16 protein-coding genes are annotated in these 14,258 nt (G+C 70.7%); 12 read left to right on the top strand and 4 right to left on the bottom strand.

Translation table 11 applies throughout. The features are described 5' to 3' along the window. Window positions 1–91: 91 nt before the first annotated feature. Complete coding sequence (locus G3573_RS13720) at window positions 92–661, bottom strand: hypothetical protein (RefSeq protein ID WP_163261806.1); 570 nt, start codon at window positions 659–661, stop codon at window positions 92–94. A 382-nt stretch (window positions 662–1,043) separates the two neighbouring features. On the opposite strand from G3573_RS13720, the gene G3573_RS13725 reads away from it, so the two are divergent. The 7 genes from G3573_RS13725 to G3573_RS13755 all read left to right on the top strand — a co-directional run bounded on the left by G3573_RS13725 (window position 1,044) and on the right by G3573_RS13755 (window position 8,510). After that, window positions 1,044–1,439, top strand: a complete 396-nt coding sequence (locus G3573_RS13725; protein WP_163261807.1) for a hypothetical protein — start codon at window positions 1,044–1,046, stop codon at window positions 1,437–1,439. A gap of 145 nt (window positions 1,440–1,584) precedes the next feature. Then, window positions 1,585–1,920, top strand: a complete 336-nt coding sequence (locus G3573_RS13730) for a hypothetical protein (protein ID WP_163261808.1) — start codon at window positions 1,585–1,587, stop codon at window positions 1,918–1,920. Window positions 1,921–2,240: 320 nt separating this feature from the next. Next, window positions 2,241–2,780 (top strand): DUF308 domain-containing protein, encoded by a 540-nt coding sequence (locus G3573_RS13735; RefSeq protein ID WP_163261809.1) that lies wholly within the window; start codon window positions 2,241–2,243, stop codon window positions 2,778–2,780. Window positions 2,781–2,924: 144 nt separating this feature from the next. Continuing rightward, on the top strand, window positions 2,925–4,130 hold the full coding sequence (locus G3573_RS13740) for an acetyl-CoA C-acetyltransferase (protein WP_163261810.1): 1,206 nt from the start codon (window positions 2,925–2,927) through the stop codon (window positions 4,128–4,130). Between the two features lie 11 nt (window positions 4,131–4,141). Continuing rightward, on the top strand, window positions 4,142–6,331 hold the full coding sequence (locus G3573_RS13745; protein WP_163261811.1) for a 3-hydroxyacyl-CoA dehydrogenase NAD-binding domain-containing protein: 2,190 nt from the start codon (window positions 4,142–4,144) through the stop codon (window positions 6,329–6,331). A gap of 75 nt (window positions 6,332–6,406) precedes the next feature. Next, entirely contained in the window at window positions 6,407–7,363 is a 957-nt protein-coding gene (locus G3573_RS13750) for an alpha/beta hydrolase (RefSeq protein ID WP_163261812.1), read from the top strand. A gap of 10 nt (window positions 7,364–7,373) precedes the next feature. Continuing rightward, window positions 7,374–8,510, top strand: a complete 1,137-nt coding sequence (locus tag G3573_RS13755; protein WP_163261813.1) for an AI-2E family transporter — start codon at window positions 7,374–7,376, stop codon at window positions 8,508–8,510. Window positions 8,511–8,618: 108 nt separating this feature from the next. Here G3573_RS13755 and G3573_RS13760 read toward each other — a convergent pair whose 3' ends face one another. The 3 genes from G3573_RS13760 to G3573_RS13770 form a co-directional block, all read right to left on the bottom strand. Further along, window positions 8,619–8,846 (bottom strand): DUF2188 domain-containing protein, encoded by a 228-nt coding sequence (locus tag G3573_RS13760; protein WP_163261814.1) that lies wholly within the window; start codon window positions 8,844–8,846, stop codon window positions 8,619–8,621. 105 nt (window positions 8,847–8,951) lie between these two features. Beyond that, window positions 8,952–9,518: a RidA family protein gene (locus tag G3573_RS13765; protein ID WP_163261815.1), complete on the bottom strand. Its 567-nt coding sequence runs from the start codon at window positions 9,516–9,518 to the stop codon at window positions 8,952–8,954. 105 nt (window positions 9,519–9,623) lie between these two features. Further along, entirely contained in the window at window positions 9,624–10,241 is a 618-nt protein-coding gene (locus G3573_RS13770) for a type 1 glutamine amidotransferase domain-containing protein (protein WP_163261816.1), read from the bottom strand. A gap of 108 nt (window positions 10,242–10,349) precedes the next feature. On the opposite strand from G3573_RS13770, the gene G3573_RS13775 reads away from it, so the two are divergent. The 5 genes from G3573_RS13775 (at window position 10,350) to G3573_RS13795 (ending at window position 14,113) form a co-directional block, all read left to right on the top strand. Next, window positions 10,350–10,712: a hypothetical protein gene (locus tag G3573_RS13775; RefSeq protein ID WP_163261817.1), complete on the top strand. Its 363-nt coding sequence runs from the start codon at window positions 10,350–10,352 to the stop codon at window positions 10,710–10,712. A gap of 51 nt (window positions 10,713–10,763) precedes the next feature. Next, the gene (locus G3573_RS13780) at window positions 10,764–11,597 is read left to right on the top strand and encodes a neutral zinc metallopeptidase (RefSeq protein ID WP_163261818.1); all 834 of its coding nucleotides are present in this window, start codon (window positions 10,764–10,766) and stop codon (window positions 11,595–11,597) included. 83 nt (window positions 11,598–11,680) lie between these two features. Next, entirely contained in the window at window positions 11,681–12,166 is a 486-nt protein-coding gene (locus tag G3573_RS13785) for a hypothetical protein (RefSeq protein WP_163261819.1), read from the top strand. 97 nt (window positions 12,167–12,263) lie between these two features. Beyond that, a complete protein-coding gene (locus G3573_RS13790; RefSeq protein ID WP_163261820.1) occupies window positions 12,264–12,722 on the top strand; it encodes a hypothetical protein in 459 nt (152 codons plus the stop codon). Between the two features lie 113 nt (window positions 12,723–12,835). Next, window positions 12,836–14,113: an EAL domain-containing protein gene (locus G3573_RS13795; RefSeq protein ID WP_163261821.1), complete on the top strand. Its 1,278-nt coding sequence runs from the start codon at window positions 12,836–12,838 to the stop codon at window positions 14,111–14,113. Window positions 14,114–14,258: the final 145 nt, after the last annotated feature.

A 14,258-nucleotide genomic window follows, 5' to 3' on the forward strand; every position in this document is an offset into this window, starting at 1 on the left:
GGGGCGGACGTGGCGGGGGTCGAGCGCGCGCCGGCGCAGGACGACGGGACCGAGGGGTTCGGGCAGCGGCCGACGGAGTGATCCTTCTCCCTCAAGGGGAGGAGGAGCTAGCTTCCCTGCTCCGCCCGCGGGCGTCGGCGGTCATATGCGCCAGCGCTTCGGCCAGGAAGGCGCGCTCGGCCTCCGGCCCGGCGAAGAACCGGCGCGGCAGGTGCCAGGGCTCGCCCTGGATCACGAACACCCAGTAGGGGCCGGCCGGGAACAGCTCCGTCACCGCCGGCCAGGGCGCCCGGCGCTCGACTTCGCCATAGCGCTGGATCAGGCCTTCGGGGCCGAGCTCGAGGCGCACCTTGAACGGCCCGGACTGACCGCGCGCGGCCAGGCGTCGGCGGAACTGGGCGCGCATGAGCCGGGTGTACAGGCTGAAGCCGATCACGAAGCCGAGCGCCATTCCCAACGGCCAGCCCATGCCGGTGAAGCCCGGCACGCCCAGGCTCCAGAACGCGCCGCGGTCGACCATCGCGCCTATGAAGGCGAAGACGGCCATGACGGCGAGGAACACCGCCAGCGCCCACGGCGGCCCCAGAATCCGCCGCCGCACCCGGCCGGCGGCGCCCGCCGCCTCGCCGACCTGCAATTCCCCTTCGACGCTCTGGATCATCCGGCCCCGCTCCGGTGTTTCCCTGAAGCGTAACGGCGATCCCCCGTACCGCCCAGCCCGTCCGGCATGTCTCGTCGCCGGCGGGCCGCAAGCGCGCACGTCCCGTCCGGGCTTTCCGGCGGTTTCGGCAGGTTTCGCCCCGGCGGCTTTGTTCCTCCGGAACGCCTTGGCGCCGCGGCGACGCTTCCGCCCTGCGGCGCCGGCGCCACAGGCGCCTCGGGTGTTCGCCGGAGGCTGTTCTCCGTCCGGAACTCGGAACCGGCGCAGCGCGTATTCACCTCGGGAGGAGCGCATGGCGGGACGGTCACGCAAGAGCAACGCGGCGGCGGCGCCCGACACTGCCTCAGCCCCAGCTGGCGCAAAGTCCGCCGAGGTGAAATCCATGTCCGCGTCGCATCTGACGGTACTGTCTCCGCCCGAAGTCGCGGGCGTTCCGGTCGTGGTTCCGGCCGTTCCGGCGCTTTCGGTCCCGCTGCCGCCCGCGCCCGAGCCGATCATCGAGGCCGCCGGCCTGGCGGCGCCCATGCCGGTCGCGCCCACGCCGACGGGCGAGACCCTGACCGCGCGCGTCAAGCGCCTGCAGGCCGAGGCCAAGGCCCTGGCCTGCGAGCAGATCGGCGCGCTCGAGCAGAAGCTGATCGAGGTCGCCCAGCTGGCCGAGGAGATCGCCGACGGCGGCGACGCCTATCCGGTCGGCGCCCGCGAGATCGCCCGGCGGCTGGCGGAAGAGGCCCCGCAGAAGGCCCAGACCCTGCACGCCATCGCCCACCGGGCCTGATCCGAAAAATCACCTCCAGACGACCCGCGAGCGCACGGGGGGGGAATGCGCTCCGTTTCGGGACGGCGCCGGGCTTGCATGACGCCGGTCTGCGAGCCGACCCCGAACGCAAATCAACGGGCTCGCTGTAAGAGGTGACGTGATCATGGCGCGATCGAGGACCACCGCTCGACTGACTCTGGTGCCCCCGGCCGAGGAGGCGCGCGCGCAAGCCGCCCCGGAAGCCGTCGACGCGCCCGAGCCCAAGGCGGAGAGCCCCGCCCAGCGCATCAAGCGCCTGCAGGCCGAGGCCCAGAGCCTGGCCCGCGAGCACGTCGGCCTGCTGCAGAACCTGCTCAAGGAGCTGGCCGTGGTCGCCGAGGAGATCGCCGACGGCGGCGACGCCTATCCGGTCGGCGCCCGCGAGATCGCCCGGCGCCTGGCCGAGGACGTGCCGCGCACCGGCCAGACCCTGCAGGCCGTGCTGAACAAGGCGTTCTGAGAGTTTTCTCCTTCTCCCCTTGTGGGAGAAGGACGGAGCCCGCGCACCGGAGAGCGAAGCTCGAAGGTCCGCGCGGGAGGATGAGGGGTCGCACGACCTCTCCCGGCGGGAGCGTCACGAGCGCGGCCGGAGTAGCTTTTTCCTATTCGGCGGGAGCGTCAGGAGCGCAGCCGTATAGGGAGCGCGACCCCTCATCCTCCCGCGCAGCCCTCCGCTTACGCTCCGGGGCGCGGGCCCCTCCTTCTCCCTCAAGGGGAGAAGGATCGCAGGGGCGTCGCGCCAAGTAGGAACGTCCCGCGACGGCACACGGTTTTCCCGGCATGGCCGCCCCTCCCCGCTGGACCTTCGGCGTCGTCTCCGCGCTCTACGGCGTCTGCCTGATGGTGCTGGGCGCGCTGGCCCTGACCGCGCCGCTGGTCTCGAGCATCGCCGTCGCCCTGTTCCTGGGGGCGATCCTGGCCGCCGCCGGCGTGCTGGGCGCGGTCGCGGCGGTGCGCGACCGGAAGCATCCCGGCTTCGGGACCAAGCTGGCCTGGGCGCTGCTGTCCTTCGTCATGGGCCTGTGGCTGCTGGGCCGGCCGGTGGTCGGCGCGGCCTCGGTCACCCTGGCGCTGGCGATCTTCTTCCTGATCCGGGGCCTGCTGACCGTGGTGTTCGCGCTGAAGCGGCGCGCGACGATCAAGGGATGGCTGTGGCCGCTGCTCAGCGGGCTGGCCACCATGCTGCTGGGCGGGGTGGTGCTGGCCGGCTGGCCCGGGGCCAGCCTGATCGCGCTGGGGATCGTGGTCGGCGTCGACCTGATCTTCCTGGGCGCCGCCCTGATCGCCGCCGCCTTCATGATCGGCCCAGAACGCCGATGAAGGCTCCCCGCTGACGCTTTTCGTCGCGGGCGCCTGTGCCTAGATGAGCAGCTCTGCCGAGGCGGAAGCTGACGCAAGGTGATCTTGACGTTTACGTAAGCGCCGCGCCATTTCCGTGGCGACCCCGCGCTTCAGGAGCAGACCATGGCCGAAGCCTACATTTACGACGCCGTCCGCACGCCCCGCGGCAAGGGCAAGAAGGACGGATCCCTCCACGAGATCACGGCCCTGTCCCTGGCCGCCCAGACCCTGGCGGCGATCCGCGACCGCAACAACCTGGACACCAGCCGCGTCGACGACGTGGTGCTGGGCTGCGTCGCCCCCGTGGGCGAGCAGGGCGCCGACATCGCCCGCACCGCCGTGCTGACCGCCGGCTACGCCCAGACCACCGCCGGCGTGCAGGTGAACCGCTTCTGCGCCTCGGGCCTGGAGGCCTGCAACATGGCCGCCGCCAAGGTGATGAGCGGCGAGGCCGACTTCGCCATCGGCGGCGGCGTCGAGGCCATGAGCCGCGTGCCGATGGGCTCCGACGGCGGCGCCTGGCCGGTGGACCCGTCCTCGGCCTTCTCGACCTACTTCGTGCCGCAGGGCGTGTCGGCCGACATGATCGCCTCGAAGTACGGCTTCTCGCGCGCCGACGTCGACGCCTACGCGGTCGAGAGCCAGAAGCGCTCGGCCCGCTCCTGGAAGGAAGGCCGCTTCAAGAACTCGGTCGTGCCGGTGAAGGACCAGCTGGGCCTGACCATCCTCGACCATGACGAGCTGATGCGTCCCGATACGGACATGCAGACGCTGGGCGCGTTGAACGCCTCGTTCCAGATGATGGGCGAGATGGCCTTCGACGCGGTCATCAACCAGCGCTACCCCGAGGTCGAGCGCGTCAACCACGTCCACACGCCCGGCAACTCCTCGGGCATCGTCGACGGCGCCTCGGCCGTGCTGATCGGCTCCAAGGAAGCCGGCGTCGCCGCCGGCCTGAAGCCGCGCGCCCGCATCCGCGGCATGGCCTCGATCGGCTCCGAGCCGTCGATCATGCTGACCGGCCCCGAGCCGGTGACCCGCAAGCTGCTGGGCAAGCTCGGCATGGGCGTCGGCGACATCGACCTGTACGAGCTGAACGAGGCCTTCGCGGCCGTGGTGCTGCGCTACATGCAGGCGCTGGACATCGACCACGACAAGATCAACGTCTGCGGCGGCGCCATCGCCATGGGCCACCCGCTGGGCGCCACCGGCGGCATGATCCTGGGCACCGTGCTCGACGAGCTGGAGCGCACCGGCAAGTCGACCGCCCTGGTCACCCTGTGCATCGGCGGCGGCATGGGCACCGCCACGGTCATCGAACGCGTCTGAGGAACCGAGCCATGGAAAACTTCAAGATCGAAGTCGACGCCGACGGCATCGCGCTGGTCACCTTCGACGTGCCGGGCCGCTCAATGAACACCATCACCTCCAAGGTGATGGAGGAGATCCCGCTGCTGGTCGAGCGGATCAAGACCGACGCCGCCATCAAGGGCGCGGTGATCACCTCGGGCAAGGCGACCGGCTTCTGCGCCGGCGCCGACCTCGGCGACCTGGGCGGCGCACAATCGGCCGCGCCGGTGTCGGAAGAGGCAGCCCTGAAGGCCGGATTCGACCGCTCCTGGCGCCTGCAGGGTTCGCTGCGCGCGCTGGAGACCTGCGGCAAGCCGGTCGCCGCAGCCATCAACGGCCTGGCCCTGGGCGGCGGCCTGGAGATCACGCTCGCCTGCCACTACCGCGTGGTCGGCGACAATCCGAAGATCCAGCTGGGCCTGCCGGAGACCAAGGTCGGCCTGTTCCCGGGCGCCGGCGGCACCCAGCGCCTGCCGCGCCTGATCGGCGTGCAGGCCGCGCTGATGCAGATCAGCGAGGGCAAGTCCTGGCGTCCGCAGGACGCCAAGGGCGCGGGCGTGGTCCACGAGGTGGTCCCGGCCGGCCAGGAAGTCGAAGCCGCGAAAGCCTGGGTGAAGACCGGCAAGGCCGTCCAGCCCTGGGACGAGAAGAGCTTCAAGCTCCCCGGCGGCGGCCCCTACCACCCGGCCGGCATCCAGGTGTTCATCATGGGCAACGCCCTGCTGCGCAAGCAGAGCTACGGCAACTATCCGGCCCTGACCAACATGCTGAAGGCCGTCTACGAAGGCGTGCAGGTGCCGATGGACGCGGCGCTGCGCATCGAGACGCGCTACTTCGTCAAGACGCTGATGACGCCCCAGGCCAAGGCGATGATCCGCTCGCTGTTCCTGTCCAAGCAGGAGCTCGACAAGGGCGCCGTGCGTCCGGCCGGCGTGCCGAAGTCGGAAGCCAAGAAGGTCACCGTCCTGGGCGCCGGCATGATGGGCGCGGGCATCGCCTACGTGCAGGCCATGGCCGGCATCGAGACGGTGCTGATCGACACCACCCAGGAAGCCGCCGACAAGGGCAAGGAGTACGCCAAGGGCCTGATCGCCAAGCGCGTCTCGCGCGGTCAGATGACCCAGGAGAAGGCTGACGCCACCCTGGCCCTGATCACGCCGACCACCGACTACGCCCACGTGAAGGGTTCGGACCTGGTGATCGAGGCGGTGTTCGAGAACCGCGACATCAAGGCCGAGGTCACGAAGAAAGCCGAGGCCCAGCTGGCCGAGGACGCGGTGTTCGGCTCCAACACCTCGACCCTGCCGATCAGCGGCCTGGCCGAGGCCTCCGTGCGCCCGGAGAACTTCATCGGCATCCACTTCTTCTCGCCCGTCGACAAGATGATGCTGGTCGAGATCATCATGGGCGAGAAGACCGGCGAAGTGGCCCTGGCCAAGGCCATCGACTACGTCACCAAGATCAAGAAGACCCCGATCGTGGTGAACGACAGCCGCGGCTTCTACACCTCGCGCTGCTTCTCGACGTACCTGACCGAAGGCATGGCCATGCTGAAGGAAGGCTACGCCCCGGCCATGATCGACAACGTCGGACGCATGACCGGCATGCCGCGCGGCCCGCTGGAGATGCACGACGACGTCGCGCTGGACCTGTCCTACAAGATCGGCCAGCAGACCGCGAAGGACCTCGGCGACAAGTACGTGCCGAACCCGGGCGAGGACATCGTCGCCAGGATGGTGTCGGAGCTGGGCCGCTACGGCCGCAAGAACAAGAAGGGCTTCTACGACTATCCGGAAAGCGGGCCGAAGAGCCTGTGGGCCGGCCTGTCGGACCTCGCCCCGGTGACGGTGTCGGAATCGACCCCGGAGCTGGTTGAGGAGCTGAAGACCCGCCTGCTCTATCGCCAGGCCGTGGAAGCGGCCCGCTGCTGGGAAGAGGGCGTGATCGACGACCCGCGCGAGGCGGACGTCGGCGCCATCCTGGGCTGGGGCTTCGCGCCCTGGTCGGGCGGCCCAGTCACCCTGATCGACCAGGTCGGCGCGGCCAAGTTCGTGGAGACCTGCGACCGTCTCGCCAGCCAGTACGGCGAGCGCTTCAAGGTCCCGCAACTGCTGCGCGACATGGCGGCGAACGGCGAGAGCTTCTACGGCCGCTTCAGCGCCAAGGCGAAGGCGGCGTAAGCTCGAGCAAGAACGAGTGACTACGGAAGGCGGCGTGAGGCTCTCACGCCGCCTTCTTCGTATCCGGAGGGGGCGATGCAGCAGCGAAAGATCCAGACCGACGGCCTGACGCAGCAGATCCTGGAGGCCGGCGAAGGCCCGCTGGTGATCTTCTGCCACGGCTTTCCGGAACTCGGCTTCTCCTGGCGGCGGCAGCTGCCGGCCCTCGCCGCGGCCGGCTTCCACGCCGTGGCGCCGGACATGCGCGGCTATGGCGGCACGGACCGGCCAGAGGCGGTGGAGGCCTACACGATCCTCAACCTGGTCGGCGACATGGTCGATCTGGTCCGCGCGCTGGGCCGCAAGCAGGCGGTGATCGTCGGCCACGACTGGGGCGCGCCGGTGGCCTGGCACGCCGCCCTGCTGCGCCCCGACGTGTTCCGCGCCGTGGCCGCCCTGTCGGTGCCGTTCCAGCCGCGCCAGCCCGGCCGCCCGCCGATCGCGACCTACCGGGCCATCGCCGCGCGCAAGAAGCTGGGCGAATTCTACATGCTGCAGTTCCAGGAGCCCGGCGCAGAGACGGCCTTCGAAAGCGACGTCGCCGCCGGCCTGACCCGGGCCTTCTACGCCTATGACGGCGCCACGCCGGACGAGCGGCGCTCAACCGGCTTCACGCCGCAGGGCGTGGCCTTCCTCGACAGCGTGACGGACGCGGTCCGTCCGCCCTGGATGGACGTCGAGGAGCTGGCCACCTACGTCGCCGCCTTCGAGGCGTCGGGCTTCGGCGGGCCGTTCAACTGGTACCGCAACCTCGACCGCAACTGGGCGCTGACGGCCTTCGCCCAGGACCGCACCATCGACGTGCCGGCCCTGTTCGCCGTTGGCGAGAAGGACCCGGTGCGCAACTACGCCGGCCACGCCGAGGCCGAGCTGAAGCGCTGGGTCCCGGGCCTGCGGACGCAGGCGGTGATCCCCGGCGCCGGCCACTGGCTGCAGCAGGAGCGGCCCGACGAGGTCAACTTGCTGCTGCTCGAGTTCCTCCAGGGGCTCTGACGGTGCGCGAGTGAACCTTCGCCGGCCGGCCGTCGTTTCCGGCCGCATGAGCGACGCCGCAGAACCCGACGGACGCGGCCTGGACCCGGCCTTCGTGCGCCGGGTGCTGTTCGTGGTCGGCGTGGTCATCGCCGTGCTGGTGGCCTGGCGGCTGCTGCACGTGCTGCTGCTGCTGTTCGGCGCGACCCTGGTGGCGGTGCTGCTGCACGCGATCGCCGACCCGATCCAGAAGCACACGCCGCTGTCGCGCAAGTGGTCCCTGACCGTGGCCGTTCTGGCCGTCGTCGCCGTGATCGGGACCGCCGGCTGGATGTTCGGCCGTGAGGTCGGCACGCAGCTCACCATGCTGAGCGCCCGCCTGCCCGCCGCCTGGGCCGAGGTGCGCGCGCGGGCCGAGACCGTGCCGTTGGGTCGGGAGGTGGTCGAGCGGGTCGAGCAATGGGCCGGCCAGGCCGCGGAGGCCGACCCGCCGCCCGACGGCGAGGCGAAACCGCCGACCGCCACCGGGGCGCTCCGCCTGCCCGAGGTCGGCGGCCAGGTGGTCAGCGGCGTCACCAACGCCGTGGGCTCGGCCGTGGGCGCGGTGGTCGACCTGATCGTGGTGCTGGCAGCGGGGCTCTATCTGGCCGCAGCCCCCGGCCACTACCGGCGCGGCCTGCTGTTCCTGGTTCCCCGCAGCCATCGCGAACGGGCCGGCGAGGTGTTCGACACCACCGCCCGGGGCCTGAAGCGCTGGCTGATCGGCACCCTGTTCTGCATGGCCGTGGTCGGCGTGCTGACCGCGCTGGGGGCCTGGGCGATCGGCCTGCCCTCGCCGCTGGCGCTGGGCCTGATCGCGGGCCTGCTGGAATTCGTGCCGCTGATCGGACCGACGCTGTCGGTGGTGCCGGGCGTGCTGCTGGCGCTGAACTTCGGGCTGGAGACGGTGCTGTGGACGCTGGCCGTCTACATCGGCGTGCAGCAGCTGGAGAGCAATCTGATCGTGCCGATCGTGCAGAGGCGCATGGTCGCCCTGCCGCCGGTCATCACCCTGTTCGCGGTGCTCACCTTCGCCGTGCTGTTCGGGCCGATCGGGGTGGTGCTGGCCACCCCGCTGGCGGCGACCATCTTCGTGGCGGTGAAGGCGCTGTACCCGCCCGAAGACTAGAGCGCGTTCCGCAAAAGTGGATCCGGTTTTGCGATCAGAACGCGCTCAAGCTTTTGAATTAGAGCCTGTTTTATCCGTTCAGATGATTCCATCTGAACGGAACAGGCTCTAGGCCGCGTAATGCGGGTGGTACTCGCGCTCCTCGTAGGCCCGGCCGCGGTCGTCGAGGCTTTTCACCTCGGCGTCGTAGCCGATGCCGGCGGCCTCGCGGGCCAGCCGGTCGGCCGCCGCCAGGGCCGCCTCGCGGGTGGCGAACTCGCCGGCCTTGAAACCCCGGTAGGCGATCGACCACGCCTCGCCGTTTCGGACGATCAGATACTCGAGCTTGGACGCCATCACGCGTGCTCCCGACTCCCGGTGCGAACGGGCGGCAGGATGGCCGGTTCCGGCGTCAGGCTTCGCGAGGGATCGCGGGCCCGCGGCGTAAAGGCGGCGTAAGCGTCAGCCCTTGGCCGGCACGTGGACGATCATCTGGATCTCGACCAGGCCGCCGTCGACCAGAAGGCCGGTGGTGCCGACCGCGGTCCAGGCCGGGTGCGGCGCGGGCATGAACTCGTCCTTCACGGCCGAGAACGCCGCGAAATGCGCCTCTTGGCCGCCCTCGAACCAGGGGCTGTCCCAGACGTGGAAGCTGTTGATCATGACCACGTCGGCGAAGCTCGCGCCGGAGGCCTTGAGGGTGCGGTCGATCCGGCGGAAGGCGCCGCGCAGCTGAGCCTTGTAGCTCTCCGCGTCGGCCTTCTTGCCCGCAGGCGCGGCGGCGATCACGCCGGAGATGTAGAGGGTGTCGCCGACCCGGCGCGCGGCGGCGAACTTGTAGGTGTCGTAGGCGTGCTGGTCGCCCTGCCCCGGCAGGATGACCTCGCCGCCCGAGGCCGGGATGTGCACGGGCTGGCTGGGAGCGGTCTCTCGATACGGCGCCGTCGGGGTAGTCTGCGCCGCGGCGTCGCCCACGCTGACGATCGCCACCGCCGCCGCGAAGACGCTTCCCAGGATCCGTCCGTTCATGTCGCTCGCTCCCGCCGGGCGCTCGCCCGCCCTGGGAAGATAGCGGCGCCGTATCGGCGGCCTAGGCGCTTCGTCGCACGCTGGTCGACGTCCGTCGCAGCGCGCTCACATCAGGTTCACGGCCGAGCCGCCGGGGCGGGCCTCGTGCTCGGCGAACAGATGCGCCTGGCCTTCGTGGCGGCCCTTGGCGAACTCCTCGATCATCTTCGCGCAGAAGGCCGGCAGGTCGGACGGCTGGCGGCTGGTGACCAGGCCCTCGTCGACGACCACCTCGCGGTCGACCACCTCGGCCCCGGCGTTGATCAGGTCGCGCCGGATGGTCCGGTAGCTGGTCAGGGTGCGCCCCTCGGCCACCCCGGCGTCGATCAGGATCCACGGCGCGTGGCAGATGGCGGCCACCGGCTTGCCGGCCCGGAAGAACTCGCGGACGAAGGCCTGCACCTTCGGTTCGGTGCGCAGCCGGTCGGGGTTCATCGCGCCGCCCGGCAGCATCAAGGCGTCGAAGGTCTCGGACATGGCCTCCTCGAGCACCAGGTCCACCGGCACCTTCCGGCCGCGGTCGAAATGCTTGAGGCCCTGGATCTCGCCGGGCTTCAGAGAAACGACCCGGACCGTCGCGCCGGCCGCCTCCAGCGCCTCGCGCGGCTGGGTCAGCTCCACCTCCTCGAAACCGTCGGTGGCGAGGATTGCGACGGTCTTGCCGTCGAGGCGACGCTCGGCCATGGCGTTTCCTCCGTACACGCGAGAACAGGTCGCCCGGCCAACCCGCCCCGCGCGCCGGGGTTCCGGCGGGGTCTTGGATCGGGGCCCGCGCGCCGCCATTTGTGATGCATGCGGCGAATTCTTCTCGTTCTGGCCGCGAGCCTGATCGGCGCGCCGGCCCTGGCCCAGACCAATCCCGGCGACGCGGCCCTGCGGGCCGGCGCGGACTTCGCCCAGTATCGCGCCCAGGCCGAACAGCAGGCCGCCTCCGCCGCCCAGCACCAGGCTGAGACGGCGCTGACCCTGCGCAAGCTCCAGCAGGAGCGCGTGAGCCCGCCGGGCGTGAACCCCGACGCCGACGCCGCCCTGGCCCAGGATCAGCGGGTCGTGCAGGACGCCGGCCAGCGCGCTGACGCGGCCCGGTTGCGCCAGCAGGAAACCGCGGCCAAGATCCGCGAGATCGACGCCTGGCTGAACACGCCCCAGCGCTGACGGAGCCGCGCCGACACCCGTGCGTTTCGCGTGAACGTCAGGAGGTCGTGGATGCGTTGGCAGGGCGGACGTCGCTCCGGAAATGTGGAAGATCGCCGGGGCATGGGCCCGGTCGCCGTCGCCGGCGGCGGGATCGGCGCGCTGGTGCTGGCCCTGATCGGCTATTTCGTGTTCGGCGATCCGAACGCGCTTTCGGGGCTGGAGCAGGCCGCTCCGACCGAACAGCAGGAAGGCGTCGTCGGCTCGCCGCAGGACGAGCAGGGCGCCTTCATGGACACCGTGCTGGCCTCCACCGAGGACGTCTGGTCGGCCGAGTTCGCCAAGGTCGGCAAGCACTACGACCCGACCCGCCTGGTGCTGTACGAGGAAGGCACGACCACCGCCTGCGGCGTCGGCCAGTCCGCCATGGGGCCGTTCTACTGCCCCCGCGACCGCAAGGTTTACCTGGACCTCGCCTTCTTCCGTGAGCTGGACCAGCGGTTCGGCGCGCCCGGCGACTTCGCCCAGGCCTACGTGCTGGCCCACGAGGTCGGCCACCACGTGCAGAACCAGCTCGGCGTCAGCGACGAGGTTTCGCGCGCCCAGCGGGCGGCGGGCTCCGAGGCGCAGGCCAACCAGTATTCCGTCGCGCTCGAGCTGCAGGCCGACTGCTACGCCGGGATCTGGGCCGCCAAGTCCCAGCAGGCCCACAACTGGCTGGAGTCCGGCGACGTCGAGGAAGGGCTCGCCGCAGCCTCGGCCGTGGGCGACGACACCCTGCAGAAGGCCTCGCGCGGCTATGTGGTGCCCGACAGCTTCACCCACGGCACCTCGGAGCAGCGCATGCGCTGGTTCATGACCGGGTTCAAATCGGGTGATCCGAACGCGTGCGACACCTTCCGCTGAGGCGGGAACTCCGGTTCATGGCGGGTTCAGGTCGATAGACCTATATTTTCAGCATCTTGGGGGACGCATGGCGGGAGACGCCCATGCGCAAGATGCTCACGACGGCGGTGGCGGCCCTGACCCTGGCGTCAGGCGCGGCCGCCCCGATGGCGGCCCAGGCGAACAGCCGACACCACGGCTATTACGGCGGCTACCCCGGCTACTACGGCGGACACGGCGGCTATTACGGGCGCGGCCATTACGGCGGCGGGCGCTACTACGGCCGTCCCGTCGCGCCCTACTATGGGGGCCGATACTACGGCGGGGTCCCCTACTACGGCGGGGCCTATTACGGCGGCGGCTACGGCGCGCCCTATTACGGCTCGTATTACGGCTACGATCACCACGACAACAACGACGAGGTGGCGGCGGCCATCCTCGGCGGAGTGCTCGGCTTCGCGCTCGGGGCCGCGACCGCGCCCCAGTACAACAACGGCTACAACAACGGGTACAACAACGGCTACGCCCCGCAGCGGTACTGTCAGCCGCTCTACGACAGCCACACCGGCCAGTACCTGGGCTGCCAATGACCGACGCCTGCGCGCCGGCCGCCGCCGGAGCCGCCTTCTGAACCGCAGGGCCATTCATGGAGTTGTGTGTCAGGGGACGCATGGCCGGAGCCTGTCCATGCGCGCGTTCTTCCTCGCCGCCGTCACCCTCCTGACCGCTGGCCTGACCTTGGCCTCGGCCGCCCCGCCGACCTACGCCGCAGCCGGCGACCCCGCCTCGGCCGGACCGATGAACGGCCGCGGCCACCACCACAGACACCGTCACGGCGGCCCGCGCGTCTTCTACTACGCGCCGTCCTACGGCTACGGTTACTACTCGCCGTACTCCTACGCCCCGGTCCCCTACGACTGGACCCGCGGCTACGGCGTCACCCCGTCGTACGCGCCCGCCTGGTCGAGCGGCTACGTCTCGCCGTCGTACGCGCCGAACGACTGGAGCCAGGGCTTTGTGAGCCCGTCCGTCCCGCTCGGAGTGGTGCGCCTCGACGACGATCCGCCCCCGGCGGAGGTCGCGCCGGCGCCGGTCTGCACGCCGCGCCTGGACGTCCCGACCGGCATCCTGGTGGACTGTCCCTGAGGCCATCGCCGCCGTGTCAGGACTTCTCCCCTGGAGATTCGCGCGACGGGCGAGGCGCCTTCTTTGCCTAGCTCCGTTATTCGCCTGATAATCGCGGTGATTCCGGGGACCCCATGCGGAAATTCACCACCGCGCTGCTGATCGGCGCCTATGTTTCGCTCTCACTGACCGCCGCGGTGTCGCTGTGGCGCGCCGGCGTGGGCTGGCCAGCGGGCGTCGCCGTGCTGGCCGGCGCGCTCGGCCTGGCCTTCGCCCTGCACAGCTGGATTTCCGGCGCCCTGGCGCGCCAGGAGCTCGAGAACGAGATCGAGGCGGTGCGCGACGCCCACCGCCTGCTGGCCGACGCGCTGGAGAGCACCCAGGGCATGCTCGAGCAGGTGGCCGAGAAGGTCGAGCGCGGCGATCTGGGCGGCGCCCAGGCCCTGACCTCGGAGGTGCGCGTGCTGGAGGACCTGGTCCACCGCATGAGCGAGGACATGGAGACCAAGCTGTCGGGCATCCGCGAGGTCGGCCGCGAGGCCGGCTCCGACCCGCGCCTGGCCCGCCACGCGCGCCAGTCGTCCGCCGTGCTGGAGACCGTGCGCGAGGCCCTGGCCGACAACCGCGTCGACCTCTACCTGCAGCCGATCGTCAGCCTGCCCCAGCGCAAGACCGTCTTCTACGAGAGCTATTCGCGCCTGCGCGACGCCTCGGGCCAGGTGATGCCGCCCTCGCAGTGGCTGCCGGTGGCCGAGCCGGAGGGCCTGATCGGCGCGATCGACAATCTGCTGCTGTTCCGCTGCGTGCAGATCGTGCGGCGCCTCGCCAAGCAGGACCGCAAGGTCGCGGTGTTCTGCAACGTGTCGATGACCTCGCTGTCCGACGACGCCTTCTTCCCGCAGTTCCTGGAGTTCCTGAACGACCACCGCGACCTGTCCGGCGCGCTGATCTTCGAGGTCGGCCAGGCGGCGTTCGACGCCCGCGGCGCGGCCGAAGCCCGCAACATGGCCAAGCTGGCCGAGCTGGGCTTCCGCTTCTCGATCGACAAGGTGCAGACCCTGGACATCGACTTCCGCGACCTGCAGCGCGCCGACGTGAAGTTCCTGAAGATCGGGGCCGACGTCCTGCTGGAGGAACTGCTCGAGGTCGACGGCCAGCCGGCCCTGTCGTCGATGAAGGACATCCACGCCGCCGACTTCGCCGCCCTGACGCGGCGCTACGGCATCGAGATCGTGGCCGAGAAGATCGAGAACGAGCGCCAGGTGCCCGACGTGCTCGACCTCGACATCGCCTACGGCCAGGGCCACCTGTTCGGCGAGCCGCGCGCCATCAAGGAACAGGTGCTGGCCGAGACCGACCCGCCGGTCGCCCTGCTGCGCCCGCCGGCCCGGGCGCGTCGGGCGCGGGGGTGAGCCTCTAAGATCTCCCCCCGAGCGGAGCGCTGGGGGGAGCAGGCGGCTGAAAGCCGCCGTGGGGGGCTCCAGCGGAGCGCAACTGTTCCGTCGCGCCTGGACGAGCCCCCTCCACCGCTTCGCGGTCCCCCTCCCCCAGAGGGGG

This window comes from Caulobacter sp. 17J65-9 (assembly GCF_010975005.1).
Taxonomy (GTDB): Bacteria; Pseudomonadota; Alphaproteobacteria; order Caulobacterales; family Caulobacteraceae; genus 17J80-11.

Bases quoted from the DNA above. Each gene is read 5' to 3' on its own strand.
- G3573_RS13785 (WP_163261819.1), top strand. From the start codon at position 11,681: ATGCGCAAGATGCTCACGACGGCGGTGGCGGCCCTGACCCTGGCGTCA.
- G3573_RS13795 (WP_163261821.1), top strand. From the start codon at position 12,836: ATGCGGAAATTCACCACCGCGCTGCTGATCGGCGCCTATGTTTCGCTC.
- G3573_RS13720 (WP_163261806.1), bottom strand. From the start codon at position 661: ATGATCCAGAGCGTCGAAGGGGAATTGCAGGTCGGCGAGGCGGCGGGC.
- G3573_RS13780 (WP_163261818.1), top strand. From the start codon at position 10,764: ATGCGTTGGCAGGGCGGACGTCGCTCCGGAAATGTGGAAGATCGCCGG.
- G3573_RS13740 (WP_163261810.1), top strand. From the start codon at position 2,925: ATGGCCGAAGCCTACATTTACGACGCCGTCCGCACGCCCCGCGGCAAG.
- G3573_RS13730 (WP_163261808.1), top strand. From the start codon at position 1,585: ATGGCGCGATCGAGGACCACCGCTCGACTGACTCTGGTGCCCCCGGCC.
- G3573_RS13760 (WP_163261814.1), bottom strand. From the start codon at position 8,846: ATGGCGTCCAAGCTCGAGTATCTGATCGTCCGAAACGGCGAGGCGTGG.
- G3573_RS13745 (WP_163261811.1), top strand. From the start codon at position 4,142: ATGGAAAACTTCAAGATCGAAGTCGACGCCGACGGCATCGCGCTGGTC.
- G3573_RS13790 (WP_163261820.1), top strand. From the start codon at position 12,264: ATGCGCGCGTTCTTCCTCGCCGCCGTCACCCTCCTGACCGCTGGCCTG.
- G3573_RS13750 (WP_163261812.1), top strand. From the start codon at position 6,407: ATGCAGCAGCGAAAGATCCAGACCGACGGCCTGACGCAGCAGATCCTG.
- G3573_RS13725 (WP_163261807.1), top strand. From the start codon at position 1,044: ATGTCCGCGTCGCATCTGACGGTACTGTCTCCGCCCGAAGTCGCGGGC.
- G3573_RS13775 (WP_163261817.1), top strand. From the start codon at position 10,350: ATGCGGCGAATTCTTCTCGTTCTGGCCGCGAGCCTGATCGGCGCGCCG.
- G3573_RS13735 (WP_163261809.1), top strand. From the start codon at position 2,241: ATGGCCGCCCCTCCCCGCTGGACCTTCGGCGTCGTCTCCGCGCTCTAC.
- G3573_RS13765 (WP_163261815.1), bottom strand. From the start codon at position 9,518: ATGAACGGACGGATCCTGGGAAGCGTCTTCGCGGCGGCGGTGGCGATC.
- G3573_RS13770 (WP_163261816.1), bottom strand. From the start codon at position 10,241: ATGGCCGAGCGTCGCCTCGACGGCAAGACCGTCGCAATCCTCGCCACC.